The organism is Chryseobacterium echinoideorum (assembly GCF_007474535.1).
Lineage (GTDB): Bacteria > Bacteroidota > Bacteroidia > Flavobacteriales > Weeksellaceae > Chryseobacterium > Chryseobacterium echinoideorum.
Genome location: NZ_VKNW01000007.1, coordinates 37,021 through 53,370, shown reverse-complemented (window position 1 = coordinate 53,370; position 16,350 = coordinate 37,021). Strand labels below are relative to the sequence as shown.

Annotated in this window: 11 protein-coding genes; 10 read left to right on the top strand and 1 reads right to left on the bottom strand. The window is 35.1% G+C overall.

Translation table 11 applies throughout. The features are described 5' to 3' along the window. The first annotated feature begins 8 nt into the window (after positions 1–8). The gene (locus FOL89_RS10275; protein WP_144282713.1) at positions 9–530 is read left to right on the top strand and encodes a hypothetical protein; all 522 of its coding nucleotides are present in this window, start codon (positions 9–11) and stop codon (positions 528–530) included. Positions 531–609: 79 nt separating this feature from the next. On the opposite strand, the gene metG is transcribed toward FOL89_RS10275, so the two are convergent. Next, complete coding sequence (gene metG / locus FOL89_RS10270; protein WP_144282712.1) at positions 610–2,643, bottom strand: methionine--tRNA ligase; 2,034 nt, start codon at positions 2,641–2,643, stop codon at positions 610–612. Positions 2,644–2,978: 335 nt separating this feature from the next. Here metG and FOL89_RS10265 point away from each other — a divergent pair, with 335 nt between their 5' ends. From FOL89_RS10265 to FOL89_RS10225, 9 genes are all read left to right on the top strand, one after another. After that, on the top strand, positions 2,979–5,840 hold the full coding sequence (locus tag FOL89_RS10265; protein WP_185146963.1) for a SusC/RagA family TonB-linked outer membrane protein: 2,862 nt from the start codon (positions 2,979–2,981) through the stop codon (positions 5,838–5,840). 11 nt (positions 5,841–5,851) lie between these two features. Further along, positions 5,852–7,411: a RagB/SusD family nutrient uptake outer membrane protein gene (locus FOL89_RS10260; protein ID WP_144282710.1), complete on the top strand. Its 1,560-nt coding sequence runs from the start codon at positions 5,852–5,854 to the stop codon at positions 7,409–7,411. A gap of 18 nt (positions 7,412–7,429) precedes the next feature. Then, on the top strand, positions 7,430–8,542 hold the full coding sequence (locus FOL89_RS10255) for a SusE domain-containing protein (RefSeq protein WP_144282709.1): 1,113 nt from the start codon (positions 7,430–7,432) through the stop codon (positions 8,540–8,542). 77 nt (positions 8,543–8,619) lie between these two features. Beyond that, complete coding sequence (locus FOL89_RS10250) at positions 8,620–10,779, top strand: glycoside hydrolase family 97 protein (protein WP_144282708.1); 2,160 nt, start codon at positions 8,620–8,622, stop codon at positions 10,777–10,779. Positions 10,780–10,847: 68 nt separating this feature from the next. Next, the gene (locus FOL89_RS10245; protein WP_144282707.1) at positions 10,848–12,704 is read left to right on the top strand and encodes a glycoside hydrolase family 13 protein; all 1,857 of its coding nucleotides are present in this window, start codon (positions 10,848–10,850) and stop codon (positions 12,702–12,704) included. Between the two features lie 58 nt (positions 12,705–12,762). Beyond that, on the top strand, positions 12,763–13,272 hold the full coding sequence (locus FOL89_RS10240; RefSeq protein ID WP_144282706.1) for a nuclear transport factor 2 family protein: 510 nt from the start codon (positions 12,763–12,765) through the stop codon (positions 13,270–13,272). Beyond that, positions 13,269–14,651 carry an MFS transporter gene (locus tag FOL89_RS10235; RefSeq protein WP_144282705.1) on the top strand — a complete coding sequence of 461 codons (1,383 nt, stop codon included), beginning with the start codon at positions 13,269–13,271 and terminating at the stop codon, positions 14,649–14,651. Before FOL89_RS10240 ends, FOL89_RS10235 begins: the two co-directional genes overlap by 4 nt. Before the next feature lie 194 nt (positions 14,652–14,845). After that, a complete protein-coding gene (locus FOL89_RS10230) occupies positions 14,846–15,574 on the top strand; it encodes a pirin family protein (RefSeq protein ID WP_144282704.1) in 729 nt (242 codons plus the stop codon). A 108-nt stretch (positions 15,575–15,682) separates the two neighbouring features. Next, positions 15,683–16,234 carry an NADPH-dependent FMN reductase gene (locus FOL89_RS10225; RefSeq protein ID WP_144282703.1) on the top strand — a complete coding sequence of 184 codons (552 nt, stop codon included), beginning with the start codon at positions 15,683–15,685 and terminating at the stop codon, positions 16,232–16,234. Positions 16,235–16,350 lie beyond the last annotated feature (116 nt).

The following is a 16,350-nucleotide window of genomic DNA, read 5'->3' as shown; positions in this document are numbered from 1 at the left end:
AGAGTCTTATGAAAAAGATATTTTTAACCTTTAGTTTATTATTGAGTGCAATCGCATTTTCCCAAGTCAGTACGCTGGTGATTAATAATTATACTACTTATAAGCTTACGGGAAGATTAAGAGCTGCAGATTTAACGAACTGCGTTCCGGAACTGTATATGGGGAATATATTATCCAGTGGTAATTTTACGATTCCAGCTTCTTCGAGTACGGAATATTCTAAATATTACACTGCTAATACAGCTACTGTCCCGGTATTTGATTATTTAGTCAGAATGTCCAATACCACGCCCGCTTCTGTTCTTCCGTACAACCATCCGAATGTACTGGCTATTTCACCCACTACAGATTGGTCGTTTTTTGCGTTTGATGTGAGAGATGCATCCAATAATGTTTTAGATCATTTTGAAATAGGAGTTGCTCCATGTGCGGGTAACTATCCCACAAATCAGTTGGGTTCAGCTTCAGAAACCGAATGGTTTACAATTGCTTCGGGAGGAAGTGTTTACAGCTATATTCAGGTTTATTAAATAGTTTATTCTTTTGATTAAAAAGAATAAAAAAATAGCTCCTTTTTATGAGGAGCTATTCTTTTATGTGAAATTAACTTTATCCAATCTCAATACCATTTTCCACCGTTTCGTCAGGAGTCACAAAAGATAATTTTCCGTCCGGTTTTGTGGTTAAAAGCAACATTCCCTGGGATTCAATTCCTCTGATCTTTCTTGGCGCAAGATTTAATAAAATCATGACCTGCTTTCCGATCACTTCTTCCGGCGTAAAGCTTTCCGCAATTCCTGAAACCACGGTTCTTATATCTACACCTGTATCGACCGTCAGTTTTAATAATTTATCTGCTTTTTCTACTTTTTCAGCTTCAATGATCGTTGCTGTTCTCAAGTCGATTTTTGTAAAATCATCAAAAGTGATTTCGTCTTTCATAGGGTTGGCGTTAGGGTTTGTTTTTTTATTATTTTGTTTGGTGTTTTCCAGTTTCTGGATTTGAGCTTCAATGACATCATCTTCAATTTTTGAGAAAAGAAGAGATGCTTCGTTGATCTCATGTCCGGTTTCAATTAAAACAGATTTGGTTTCGATAGTGTTCCAATCCGATTTTTGAACATTAAACAGAGTCAATAGTTTCTCAGAACTGAAAGGCATGAACGGTTCACACAACTGAGCCAAAGCTACAGCAATCTGAGCGCCTACAAATAAAGAATTTGCTGCTTTTTCAGGATTGTCTTTAATGGTTTTCCAAGGTTCTTCTGTTTGAAGGTATTGATTTCCAAAACGAGCTAAGTTCATTAGAGCCATTAAAGAATTTCTGAATTCATAGTTTTCCAGGAAACCTGAAATTTCTTTTGCAGATTTATTGATTTCATTTAGTTCAGGAGCATTGACATCACCTTGAGGAACTACACCGTTATAATATTTATGAATTAAAACAGCAACTCTGTTGATGAAGTTTCCAAAAATACCTACCAGTTCAGAATTATTCTTCGTCTGGAAATCCTTCCATGTGAAATTATTATCCTTGGTTTCCGGAGCGGAAGAAAGAAGCGCATATCTCAGCACATCCTGCTGTCCCGGGAAATCTTGTACATATTCGTGTGCCCATACCGCCCAGTTTCTTGAGGTGGAAATTTTATCGTTTTCAAGATTCAGAAATTCAAAAGCAGGGACATTTTTTGGCATATTAAAATCGCCGTTTGCTTTCATCATCGCAGGGAAAATAATACAGTGGAATACAATATTATCTTTTCCAATAAAGTGAACCAAATCACTTTCTTCGCTCTGCCAATAATCTTTCCAGTTTTTTCCGTTTTTCTCCGCCCATTCTTTGGTAAAAGAAATATACCCGATGGGTGCATCAAACCAAACATAAAGCACTTTTCCTTCTGCATTAGGAAGCGGAACCGGAACACCCCAGTTCAGATCTCTGGTCATCGCACGAGGTTTCAAACCGTCATTCAACCATGATTTTACCTGTCCGTAAACATTAGGTTTCCAGTCGTCTTTGTGACCTTCGATGATCCATTCGTTTAAGAAATTCTCATATTCATTTAATGGTAAATACCAGTTTTTTGTCTCTTTTAAGATCGGAACATTGCCGCTCAACATTGATTTCGGATTAATCAATTCAGACGGTGAAAGGGTAGTGCCGCATTTTTCGCACTGATCTCCGTATGCATTTTCGTTGCCACAATTTGGGCAGGTTCCGACGATATATCTGTCTGCAAGAAACTCTCCGGCTTGTTCGTCGAAATACTGCTCAGACATTTCTTCGGTAAATTTCCCTTTTTCATACAAAACTTTAAAGAAATCCTGACTGGTTTCATAATGTTTTGGAGAAGTCGTTCTGGAATATTCATCAAAAGAAATCCCTAAATCTGAGAACGATTTTTTGATGATTTCGTGATATTTATTTACAATATCCTGAGGGGTCACCCCTTCTTTTTTAGCTCTTATGGTAATAGGAATTCCATGCTCATCTGATCCACAGATAAAAGCCACATCTTTTCCCGATCTTCTCTGAAATCTTGCATAAACATCTGCAGGAATATAAACCCCCGCCAAATGCCCAATATGAACCGGTCCGTTGGCGTAAGGCAACGCAGCCGTAATCATCTTTCTGTTTGACATTTAATAGTATAGTTTTAGGTCTGCAAAGATAAGGTAAATCCTTCAAAATTGCAGAAAATTGAAATTCATGAAGCTAAATAAAACCAATAAAGCAATTTAATATTACAATAAGTTAAACATTTGTTTAACTTATTGTAAATTTTCAAGTCATGCTATGTTATGCATATTTTTTAATAAAAATTTGATAATCAGCATAATGAATAAAATAACTCGTTTAATATACATAATTTTATGTTAAATTAAAATAAAATTATGATAATTATAATTTTTTTATAAATTGCACCACAAGCACAAAGCTACAAGTAACAAAATAAACTATATAAAATATAAATATTGTGAAAAATTTTACAACGGTGTTAAAAATTGCGCCAGCATTTTTATTGGCAAGCTCAATATTGCAGGCACAAACACAAGACTCTCTTACAAAAGAAAAGGCTATTGAAGAAGTTGTATTGATAGGATATGGATCCAAAAAGAAATCAGACCTTACTGGATCAGTAACGGCAGTTTCTGAAAAAGATTTCAACAAAGGTGCAATTGTCTCCGCAGACCAGCTGATTAACGGTAAAGCGCCAGGAGTTAGAATAACAAATTCTGGTGGTTCTCCAGATGCTGCCCCAAATATCAGAATTAGAGGAGGATCCTCATTTAGCGCTAATAACAATCCTTTGATTGTAATTGATGGCGTTCCTTTAGATACTAATAATCCTGCCGGAGTTGCAAATCCATTAAATTTGATTAATCCAAATGATATTGAATCTTTTTCAATATTAAAAGATGCTTCCGCTACAGCAATTTATGGAAATAGAGGTTCAAATGGTGTTATTATTATTAAGACCAAAAGAGGTGGTGGAAAACTTAAGGTAAATTTGAATACAAATGTTTCGGTAGGTTCTGTAACACGTTATGTTGATGTAATGAATGCTAATCAGTTCAAAAGCTTTATTAATCAGAATTATCCGGATTATAACTATTTATTAGGTGTTGGAGGGGATGTTTTAAGCCCAAATCAAGAAGGAACTATATACGATACTGATTGGCAAAAAGCAATATATAGAACTACGGTTTCTTCAGATAACAACCTTAGTATTTCTGGAAGTTTATTTAATAGAGTTCCAACGAGGTTATCATTAGGATATAACAGAACAGAAGGTGTTGTAAAAACCAGTAATTATGAAAGATTTTCCGCTGGATTAAATATTACGCCTTCTTTTTTTGATAATCATTTGAAAGTTGATTTTAGCTTAAAAGGATTATTTTCAAAACTTAACGCCATTGACGATGGAGGAGCAATTGGTGGTGCCGTTAATATGAATCCTACACTTCCGATATACCTCTCTCAAACTGGATTATCTGGAGGTGCTTCTAATAGGTTCGAAGGATATTATCAAAATACTGCATTGATAGGTAATCAATATCTTATACAGGGACAAAGTAATCCATTAGCTATTCTTTTACAAAGAGAGTCTCCACAAGAAATTGCTAAATTCTTAGGAAATGCGGAGATCAATTATAAATTCCATTTTTTACCAGATTTAAGAGCTATCATAAATTTAGGCTTGGAGGCCTCTAGGTCAAATCTTAAGACAGTTTTTGGTAATAATGCCATTGCTACCTATAGAAATCCTGAGAATTCTTTAGCTCCAAATGATTTTGTATTTAGTCCTGGAGTAGATTATGCTGAGCGTCAAAACATTACAAATCAAACCATGGACGCTTATTTGGTTTATGAAAAGAAATATTCAGGTTTTCTATCTCATTTCCTTGTTCAGGGAGGATATTCTTACCAAAATTTTAAAAATGATGGCTATAAAGATAATTACAGATACGATGATTCTAGCGGTTTAAGGGTTTCAAATCCGGGTACTGCTCTAAATCCTAATAATAGATATTATAATGTATTGAATCTTCAATCATTCATTGGAAGAGCAAATATTGACTTTTATGATAAATATTTATTTACCTTAAATTTTAGGGCAGATGCTTCATCATTGTTTCAAAAAGGCGAAAGGTGGGGATATTTTCCAGGAGTAGCTTTTGCTTGGAAAGTTAATAAAGATTTTTTCAATAATTCTTCAGATATAAAAGACCTTAAATTAAGATTAGGATGGGGTAGAACAGGTAACGCAGATATTGTTGGTATTGCTGGATTTTATCCTTCAAGTCCATACTTTGCAATCGGAGGATCAAATTCTCAATATTTTCCAGGAGTAGGAACATATAGTGCATTGCCATTTAATCCTGGATTGACTTGGGAAGTAACGGACACGTGGAATGGTGGAATTGATTTTTCTTTCTTCAAACAAGAAAGAATATCTGGTAGTATTGATGTATATTCAAGAAAAACAACTAATCTTCTTGCAAAAGTTCCTTTACCATCGGGGCAAGGCTTAACAAACGAATTTACGAGAAATGTAGGATCTTTAGAAAATAAAGGAATTGAATTAAATTTAATGGTGATTCCTGTAAAAAATGAAAATTTAAACTGGTCATTAGCAGGAAATTTTGGATATAATGATTCTAAAATACTAGATCTTGGTGATGTAAGCTATTTACCTGACACTTCAAGTAATTTACCAATTGGAACAGGAGTTAGGCTTGCTAATAATGCTGTAAATTATCAACCTTATTCTGCATGGGTATTGGAACAGGTGTATGATTCTAATGGGAACCCACTTGATAACGTATACGTTGACCGAAATAATGATGGTGTTATTAATGATAATGATAGATATTATAAAGCGATCAGACCTAGATGGACATATGGTTTTAGTACCTCTCTAACTTATAAAAACTGGGATCTTAATGCAGCTTTCAGAGGACAGATAGGAGGATTAATCTATAATACTAGAAAACTTGCACAAGGATTTAAGAGTTATACTATTCCTCAAAACTCTCAAAGTTTAAATAATGTTCTTGTTTCTACCGCAGATTCTCCATTTACACTTTCCGATAATTTGTATTTTTCAGATTACTTTCTGGAAGATGCTTCTTTTTTGAGATTAGATAATGTAACAATTGGTTACTTATTTAAAAATGTATTTAAAGATACAAATGTAAGAGTGTATGCATCAGCAAACAATGTTTACACATGGACTAATTATTCAGGTCAGGATCCTGAAAACTTTAATGGTATTGACAATAATTTTTATCCAAGACCAAGAACATATACAATTGGATTTAACTTTAATTTCTAAAAATACTAAAAATGAAAAATATTAAATATAAAGTAATTACTCTTTTGACATTTCTAGCTGTGACTACATCTTGTACAAATGATTTGGACACCGAGCCTAAAGTAGAATTAACGTTAGAAAACCTTTTGGCAGCAGATCCAAATGCGGTAGAAGGAATGCTTTCAAGATTATATGCAAGTTTTGCGCTTTCAAGTGTGGAGGGACCAGATAAGTCTGACATATCAGGCGCAGATCCGGGAGAATCTCCTTTTGTAAGAGGTTTAGTAAATCTTCAGGATTTCACTGCAGATGATATGAAAAACAGATGGGGAGACAATGGGCTTGATCAGCTTACTACTACTTCAAATTGGACTTCAAATAATAAATTCTTTAAGTATGTTTATGACAGAATTTATTACACGATTCCTCAAGCTACTAATTTAATTCTAATCATGAAGAGTGATCAGATTAATTATGCGAATAAAGATCAGGTTGTTGACGAATTGAGATTTCTAAGGGCTTTATCATACTACTATTTAATTGATTTATTCGGAAAAGGAGTATTGGTAAAAGATGATAATTTTAACACGTCTACACTTTTACCAGAAACTTCCAGAAAAGATATTTTCAATTATGTTGAAAGCGAGCTTCTAGCTATTGAGTCTACTTTACCTGCAACAAACTCTTATGGCAGAGCAAACAAGTCTTGTGCAAGAATGCTATTGGCAAAGTTATATCTTAATGCGGAGGTGTACACTGGAACAGCCAGGTATAGTGATGCTGCTAACTCTATCAATAAAATTATTAATGAAGGCGGTTATCAGCTGGAACCAAATATCAGAAAAAATTTTTCATCTGATAACAATACTTCGAAAGAGATTATTTTTCCTCTTCTTGCAGATGCGATTTCCAGTCAGAGTTTTGGAAATACAACTTATCTTGTAAACGGTAGTCTTAGTACCGATACTATGATTCCTGCAAACTTTGGAGCTTTAGAAGCCTGGGCCGGTCACAGAGCAACAAAAGCATGGTATGGATTATTTGGAAATAGTATTGCAGATCTTCAAGCGAGTACTGACAAAAGGGCTAAATTATTTTGGTCTCAGGGGCATAATTGGGAAATGAATGATTATAAAGCGTGGACTGACGGGTTGCCGTCGGATAAATTCTGGAATAAAGATTCTAATGGGAACGGTGGTGCAACCAAATTCTCATCAACAGATTTTCCATTATTCAGATTAGCCGATGTTTATTTGATGTATGCCGAATGTGCATTAAGAGGAGCTACCGGAACAACCGTTTCTCAAGGACTGAATTATGTAAATCAGGTCAGAACTAGATCCAATGCTACTCCATTAACATCTATTACATTAGACATTCTTTTAGATGAAAGAGCAAGAGAATTAAACTTCGAAGGAATGAGAAGACAAGATTTAATAAGGTTTGGAAAATTTACAGGAGGTAACTATTTATGGCCATGGAAAGGAGGGGTTAAAAATGGAACATCAATTTCGGATAATTATAAGTTGTTTCCTATTCCAAGTTCAGCACTACAATCAAACCCCAATTTAACACAAAACTCAGGTTATTAATTTTTAAAATTGATTAAAATGAAAAAAATACTAAGTATATTGCTGGTAGGATTAATTTCAGCATTCGTTATCTCATGTGAAAGTGAAGATGAAAAATTGATTTTAAATAATACTACACCAAGTACTCTTTTATCAAACAAAACATCGGTTGTTTTAGATGAGACAATGGCTGATCAGGCTGCTGTTACTTTTACCTACACAAATCCTGTGTTTAATCCTGACATATCATTTACAAATTCTGTAGAGCTTGCACTGGCAGGAACCAATTTTTCACCGAGTACAACTGTTGCAGTTTCTAAGGAAAACAACACTTTTTCTCTTACACATTTACAACTTAATAATGTTTTAGCAGAATTAGAAATTGCTCCTAACTCTGCAAAAAACATTGAAGTGAGACTAAAGTCTAGTGCAAACAGCGTTACTGCATTTTATTCAAATGTACTCACTATTTCAATGACAGGCTACACTCCAAACCCTGATTTAATCTATCCTAAAATTAATGTTCCGGGTGGTTATGCCGGAGCAGCGGGTTATCAGGAATGGAATCCAGGTGATTCTCCAAATTTATTTTCTCCCGAAAAAGATAATAAATACAGAGGATTTATTTATGTAACCAATCCAAATAGTGAATACAAATTTACAATCAATCAGGATTGGGCTGGAGACAAAGGTGATGATGGTACTTTTACGGGTAAGTTAGTTGAAACTGGAGAACAAAATATTAAAGCAGCAGCTGCCGGAACTTATTATTTAAAAGTTGATTGGAATGCAAATACTTACTCAGCTGCAATTGCCAACTTTGGTGTAATTGGTGATGCAACTCCTACAGGATGGTCTTCAGATACTGATTTTACTTACAATCCTACTACCAAAACTTATGTAATCAATTCGATAGCTTTATCGGCTTCAGGAATATTCAAGTTTAGAGCAAATGACGATTGGGCTATGAAGTTTCAGCCTGATGCAAACGATCAAACTATTGCTTCCGGAGCAGCTATACAAACATATTTAAGCTCTGAGGGAACTGTAACTGGAGATCCAAACTACAAAGTTTCACAATCAGGTAATTATAAAATTGAACTTGATGTACATAACTCGGCATATTATAAGCTGACTTTAACTAAACTATAACATCATATAAAAAAAATAAAAAGTGTTGCTTTTCGGCAGCACTTTATTTATTTTTAAACCATAATTAAATTGTCATTATGAAGAAAATTACAATAGGAGCAGCTTTGTTCTCTATGATGTTTGCCGGTATCAACGCACAATCACTCAAATCTCCGGATGGAAAATTTGAAATGAACTTCCAGCTAAAGCAGGGAGTTCCATACTATAATCTTAAATATAATGGAAATATTGTTGTAGAAGATTCAAAATTAGGACTGAGAATTTTTAAAGATAAAGCTATAAAGTTTGCATCTGAAATAGCAAAGCCTGAAGACGCAAAATTTGATCTTAATAGCGGATTTGCAAAAATTTCAGAAAAAAGAGACTCTAAAAATGAAACCTGGCAGCCTATATTAGGTGAAAAGAAAAATTATATTAATCATTATAACGAATTATCTTTTACTCTTAATCAGGCTTCTACAGAAAGAAATATCATTGTTAAATTCAGATTATTTAATGATGGATTAGGTTTCAGGTATGAATTTCCGCAGCAGAAAAATCTAAATTACTTCGTGATCAGAGAAGAAGATTCTGAAATAGATTTACCTTCCGATATGAAAGCATGGTGGATGGTAGCAGATTATGATTCTCAGGAATACAAATATCAGGAGACCAAAATTTCTGAGATCCCTTCAAAATGGGCAGGTGCAGCAGATGCAAATGCTTCTCAGACGTTAATAAAAAATGCAGTACAGTCACCTTTAATGCTCAAAAAAGAAGGCAAGGAACCTTTATATATCAATATTGCTGAAGCGGCAGTTTTAGACTATCCAGCTTCTCATTTAGAAGTTGATTCTCAGAATTTTAAGTTTAAAACGCATCTTACTGCCGACAGACAAGGAGCGAAAGGCTACATTCAGACTCCTATGGTTACGCCTTGGAGAACCATTATTGTTTCCCCGAAAGCAGAAGAAGTAATGGCTTCAAAAATGCTTTTCAATCTTAATGAGCCTACAAAATATACTGATACTTCTTATATTCATCCTACAAAATACATGGGCGTTTGGTGGGAAATGATTATCGGTAAATCACAGTGGGCATACGGTCAACCGGAATCCAATGTTCGCATTGGTGAAACTGACTTTACAAAATTGACTCCCAACGGAAAACATGCCGCAAACAATACGAAAGTAAAAGAATATATTGATTTTGCTGCTGAAAATGGTTTCGACGGATTGCTGATAGAAGGCTGGAACATCGGATGGGAAGACTGGTTTGGAAATTCAAAAGAATTTGTGTTTGATTTTATCACTCCATATCCTGATTTTGATATTAAAATGTTGAATGAATATGCACACTCAAAAGGGATAAAACTCATCATGCATCATGAGACCTCAGGTTCAGCCACCAACTATGAAAGATGGGCAGACAAAGCTTTTCAGCTGATGAATAAATATGGATATGATGCGGTAAAAACAGGATATGTAGGAGATATTATTCCAAGAGGAGAGCATCATTACTCGCAATGGACAATTAATCATTTTTACAGAATTGCTGAGAAAGCAAATGAGTATAAAATCATGATTAATTCTCACGAATCGGTACGTCCTACAGGAGAAAGCCGCACCTATCCAAACTATATTTCTGCAGAAGCAGCGAGAGGTACTGAATATGAGGCTTTTGGAGGGAATAATCCTGATCATCAGACTATTCTTCCTTTTACAAGATGGATGGGAGGGTCAATGGATTACACCCCTGGAATTTTCCAGACAAAGCTGGATTATTATTTTCCTGGAGACACAAGATTTGTCAAAACGACACTGGCAAAGCAGCTGGCATTGTATGTAACCATGTATATGCCTCTTCAGATGGCTGCAGATTTACCCGAAAACTATAGAAAACACATGGATGCTTTCCAGTTTATTAAAGATGTTGCTGCAGATTGGGACGATACGAAAATTTTATCAGCAGAACCGGGAGATTATGTAGTAACCGCAAGAAAAGCAAAAGGGAGTGAAAACTGGTTCGTAGGTGGAATTACCGATGAAAACAGACGTGATTATACGGTAGATTTCTCATTCCTCAATAAGGGACAGAAATATGAAGCCACGATCTATGAGGATGGAAAAGATGCGGATTATATCAACAATCCCCAAAGTTATAACATCTACAAAAAGCAAATCACAAGCAAATCTAAAATCAATTTTAAAATGGTAAGAAGCGGCGGTTTTGCCATCTCTATCAAACCTGTAAAATAAATTTTGAATTAAATTAAAAATCAAAACCTTATGGGATTTCCTGTAAGGTTTTTTAATCCGAATTTTATATGAAAAAAATATATGCAGTAATTGCACTTTCATCAGCAGCATTTGCTTTTTCACAAAAACCTTTAGATAAAGTGGAACCTGCATTCTGGTGGAAGGGAATGAAAAATCCCGAACTTCAGATTCTGGTGTACGGAAAAGATATTGCTAATAACGAAATTGAACTTTCAGACGGAGTTCAGATTAAGGATATCCGGAAGGTCGAAAATCCAAATTATGTTTTTGTAACCGTTAACACCAATGAGATTAATGTTCCGAAGTTTAAAATTAATATTAAAAACGGAAAGAAAAATATAGGTTCTTACACCTATGAATTAAAACAGAGAAATCTGAATTCGGCAAACAGAGAATCCTATTCTTCAAAGGACGTGATGTACCTTATCATGCCTGATCGTTTTGCGAATGGTGATGAAAAAAACGATTCCAGCCCGAATTTAACGGAAAAGGTAAACCGAAATCTTCCCAACGGCAGACATGGTGGAGATCTGCGCGGAATCATCAACAATTTAGATTATATTCAGAAACTTGGAGCAACGGCAGTCTGGCTTACTCCGGTTAATGAGGACAACGAAAAAGTATATTCTTACCATGGATATGCGCAGACAGATTTATATAAAATTGATGAACGTTACGGAACCAACGAAGAGTATAAAGAACTTTCCCAAAAGCTAAATCAGAGAAAAATGAAACTCGTGATGGATTATGTAACCAATCATTGGGGAGTTTCTCACTGGATGATCAAAGATTTACCCACAAAAGACTGGATTCACTGGTTTAACGACGGAGAAAACGGCTTTAAGCGTTCCAACTATAAAACAACTACTCAGTTTGATACAAATGCTTCTGAGGTTGATAAAAAATTAGCCTTAGACGGGTGGTTTGACACGACAATGCCTGATATTAACCAGAAAAACCCTTTGGTTTTAAAATATTTAACACAGAATGCTATCTGGTGGATCGAATATGCCGAATTGGGAGGTTTTCGTGTAGATACCTATCCTTACAACGATAAAGAAGCGATGGCAAAATGGGCAAAAGCTATTACGGACGAATATCCGAACTTCAATATCGTAGGAGAAGCATGGTTATATTCCAGTGCACATATTTCAGCATGGCAAAAAGATTCTAAAATAGGGGAGGCAGCAAATTATAACTCAAATCTTCCTTCTGTAATGGATTTCACACTGTATTCTGATCTTCCGAAAGCTCTGAAAGAAAAGGACGGTTGGGATTCCGGAATGGTAAAGCTATATAATGCTTTTACCAGCGATTTCCTTTATCCGAATATCAATAATCTATTGGTTTTTTTTGAAAATCACGATACAGAAAGGTTCAACGAAGTTTTCAATGGAAATCCTGCGGAATATAAATTGGCAATGACTTTAATCTCGACAGTTCGCGGAATTCCTCAGCTGTATTACGGTTCTGAAGTAGGAATGCGTGGTGATAAAAATAAAGGAGGTGACGCAGATATCAGACGAGATTTTCCTGGAGGCTGGAGGACGGATAAAGTCAATGCTTTTAATCCTTCATCTCAGACTTCTCAGCAAAAAGAATTTTACGGGTTTACTCAGAAATTGCTTAACTGGAGAAAAGGTAAAGAGGTTATTCATACTGGAAAAACTAGAAATTTTGTTCCGCAGAATAATGTTTTTGTGTATTTTAGATACAACGAAAAAGAAAGCGTAATGGTTATTTTAAATAATAATAACTCGGAACAAACGATTGATGTAAAACATTTCGCAGAATCCCTGAACAATTTTTCAAAAGGGAAAGACATCATTTCCGGTAAAGAATTTTCGGTAAAGGATCAATTTAAAATTCCTGCAAAATCGTCGATGGTTATTGAATTAAAATAAGTTTTAACTACTAAACCTAACAGGTTTTCAAAACCTGTTAGGTTTCAAATTATGATCTATGAAAACAACAACAATATATTTTATATTTTTTATCCTCAGTTTTACAGCCCTTTCTGCTCAGTCAAAATTTGATAAAGAAAAAACAGAAATCGGAATCATGCTTGATGGATTTAATGTAGCGGCTGCAAGAGCAGATTTCACCACCTATTTTAATTATTTTGCCGATGAATCTGTTTTTATCGGGACAGATGCTACAGAAGTCTGGGACAAAAAAGCTTTTATGGTTTGGGCAAAACCTTATTTCGATAAAAAGAAAACATGGAATTTCACTTCCCTCAAAAGAAATATCTATTTCAGCAAAGACGGAAAACTGGCGTGGTTTGATGAACTGTTAGATACACAGATGAAAATCTGCCGCGGTTCAGGTGTTGTTGAAAAAATCAACGGAACATGGAAAGTAAAACAGTACGTACTTTCTGTGACAGTTCCCAATGACGTAGTAGATAAAGTTGTAGAGATAAAAGCACCGATTGAAAATATATTAATCCAAGAAATCACTCAAAAATGATGAAAAAAACAAAACCGAATTTATCCATGCTTCAGATTATTAATATGAGTATGGGATTTTTAGGAATTCAGATGGCATTTGGTCTGCAAAACGGAAACGCCAGCCGAATTTTGGCAAACTTTGGAGCCGATGTACATGAGTTATCATGGTTCTGGCTGGTTGCACCCATCACAGGATTAATTGTACAGCCAATTATAGGTCACATGGGAGATAATACATGGAGTCCTTTAGGCAGAAGAAAACCTTACTTTTTAATCGGAGCTATTTTATGCTCAATAGGATTAGTGATGCTTCCGAATGCGGCTTCTGCAACACAAATGATGGCTGCAAATGTTTTACTGATCGCGGTAATTTTCTTAGCCATGATGGATGCCTCTATCAATGTAGCAATGGAACCATTCCGCGCTTTGGTAGGGGATATGCTGCCAAAACATCAGGCGACGGTTGGCTTTTCGGTTCAGACAATTTTGATAGGAATAGGGGCGGTAATTGGTTCAAATTTACCGAACTGGCTGGCAAATTGGGGAATTTCTAATGAAGCTCCAAAAGGATTTGTCGCAGATAACGTCATCTATTCTTTTTATATTGGAGCAGCGGTACTTATTTTATCAATTTTATATACAATTGTAACAACTAAAGAATATTCTCCTGAAGAATTTGCATCATTTGAAGGTGGAAAGCCAATTGCAGAAACAAAATCCAAACTGTCGGATATTTTCAAGGATTTTGCCAATGCACCATCTCAGATGAAAAAACTGGGAATCGTACAGTTTTTCTCATGGTTTGCGTTGTTTACGATGTGGGTTTTTACGACAAGTGCTTTGGCAACACATCACTTTGGTCTTTCTCCGGAAGATACTCATTCTGCAGAATTTAATAAAGCAGGAGATTTAACGGGAAGTTTATTCGGAAGTTATAATTTATATGCCATTTTCTTTGCTTTTGCTTTGACACCCATTGCTAAATTTATCGGTAAAAAGCAGACTCATGCTTTGGCTTTGGCTAGTGGAGGTTTTGGATTGATTTCGATGTATTTTATTAAAGATATTTCGTTATTATGGATTTCGATGATTGGATTAGGTTTTGCCTGGGCAAGTATTCTGGCAATGCCCTATGCCATGCTTATTGATTCTATTCCACAAAAGAAAATGGGCGTTTATATGGGGATTTTTAATTTTTTTATTGTTATTCCTCAGATCATCAACGGTATATTCGGGGGTCCAATCGTAAGCGGAATTTTTGGAAAAATGGCCATTGATTATGTTGTTGTAGGTGGTATTTGTATGTTGTTGGGAGCTGTTTTAACCCTTATTTTTGTTAAATCGGAACATAACACACCAAAAGAAATTGAGGAAGAAATTCAGCAGGTACATTTTTAACAATATTTAAAATTTTCATATATAAAGCGGACATCATTGTTCGCTTTTTTATTTTCTACAGATAACATTTTTGAATTTTGTTAAAATGAAATACATCAAAAGCTTTCTTATCTTACGTCAACATTTTCAGGGCTTACAAGATTTACATTTGTATTGTAATTAATGATAACAATATATTAAATAATACAAAAAATATGAAAACAGTTTATCACAAAGCAGATACAAGAGGTCATGCCAATCATGGCTGGTTAAATTCTTATCATACCTTCAGTTTTGCAGGCTATCAGAATCCCGAAAGAATGAATTTTGGAGTTTTACGGGTTTTAAATGACGATACGGTTTCTCAGGGAATGGGTTTCGGGACACACCCTCACAGAGATATGGAAATTATATCCATTCCATTGGAAGGAGATCTTGAGCATAAAGACTCAATGGGGACAACGGCGGTCATTAAAAAAGGAGAAATTCAGGTAATGAGTGCCGGGACAGGAGTTCAACACAGCGAATACAACAAAAATAAAGATGAGCCTGTCAAATTTTTGCAGATCTGGGTCTTCCCCAGAGAAGTTGGTGTTAAACCGAGATACGATCAACAAAGTATAAAACATCATGAAAATATGAATGATTTCCAACAGATTCTGTCACCTGATCAAAATGATGCCGGAGTTTGGATTCATCAGGACGCATGGTTTAATTTAGCCAATTTTAATAAAAACAATTCAAAAGAATACAAGTTGAATAAATCCAGCAACGGTGTCTATGTTTTCGTTCTTAGTGGAAGTGCAAAAATTGCAGATCAGATTTTAAAAAGCAGAGATGGTTTAGGAATCTGGGACACCCAAAGTTTCAACATTGAAGCGGTAGAAGACGCTGAAATATTATTAATGGAAGTTCCAATGGAATTACCGGCATATCTTAAATAAACCCTAATTTTGAACCACAAAAATTCCCATCCTTCGGAGGGGTGGCGAAAATTCAGAATGAATTTTTGCCGGGGTGGTTTAAAAATAAAATATATTAAAAATAGAACAATGAAAATTCTGGCAATAGCAGGAAGCAATTCCGATACATCAATCAATAAAATGCTGGTTACTTATACCGCTTCATTAATTCCAAATGCAGAAGTAGAAATTGTAGACATGAATGCTTTTGAAATGCCAATCTATAAACATCAGCGTGAAGTGGAAAGCGGAGTTCCAAAGGAAGCGCAGGATTTTGCCTCAAAAATCGATAGAGCAGATGTTTTATTGGTTTCTTTGGCCGAACATAACGGAACCTATTCTTCAGCATTTAAAAATGTATTCGACTGGACTTCAAGAATCAAAGAAAGAGCAGTTTGGAACGAAAAACCAATGTTGCTGATGGCAACGGCTCCAGGCGGAAGAGGTGGCTTAGGAGTTTTGGAAGCTGCCGAAAAGCGTTTTCCGCTGCATGGAGGAAATATTATAGAAACTTTTTCACTTCCATTCTTTAACGATAACTTTAACAGGGAAAGCCAGATTATTTCTAATGAAGAAAAAAACAGTGAATTAAAAGAAAAAGTAACCAAAATTGCTAAGTTAGAATCAATACTAGAAAAATAGATTTGAAGTTTAACAGAAAATTAATATCTTTGCAAAAAGAAAAAAATGAAGATTCAGTCCACTTTTAAAGAATGTTTTTCAAAATATGGAAAAACTGTGGACTCTGAAACTTTCAG

Coding starts and splice junctions, on each gene's coding strand:
- FOL89_RS10260 (WP_144282710.1), top strand. CDS start 5,852: ATGAAAAATATTAAATATAAAGTAATTACTCTTTTGACATTTCTAGCT.
- FOL89_RS10240 (WP_144282706.1), top strand. CDS start 12,763: ATGAAAACAACAACAATATATTTTATATTTTTTATCCTCAGTTTTACA.
- metG (WP_144282712.1), bottom strand. CDS start 2,643: ATGTCAAACAGAAAGATGATTACGGCTGCGTTGCCTTACGCCAACGGA.
- FOL89_RS10250 (WP_144282708.1), top strand. CDS start 8,620: ATGAAGAAAATTACAATAGGAGCAGCTTTGTTCTCTATGATGTTTGCC.
- FOL89_RS10235 (WP_144282705.1), top strand. CDS start 13,269: ATGATGAAAAAAACAAAACCGAATTTATCCATGCTTCAGATTATTAAT.
- FOL89_RS10275 (WP_144282713.1), top strand. CDS start 9: ATGAAAAAGATATTTTTAACCTTTAGTTTATTATTGAGTGCAATCGCA.
- FOL89_RS10225 (WP_144282703.1), top strand. CDS start 15,683: ATGAAAATTCTGGCAATAGCAGGAAGCAATTCCGATACATCAATCAAT.
- FOL89_RS10245 (WP_144282707.1), top strand. CDS start 10,848: ATGAAAAAAATATATGCAGTAATTGCACTTTCATCAGCAGCATTTGCT.
- FOL89_RS10230 (WP_144282704.1), top strand. CDS start 14,846: ATGAAAACAGTTTATCACAAAGCAGATACAAGAGGTCATGCCAATCAT.
- FOL89_RS10255 (WP_144282709.1), top strand. CDS start 7,430: ATGAAAAAAATACTAAGTATATTGCTGGTAGGATTAATTTCAGCATTC.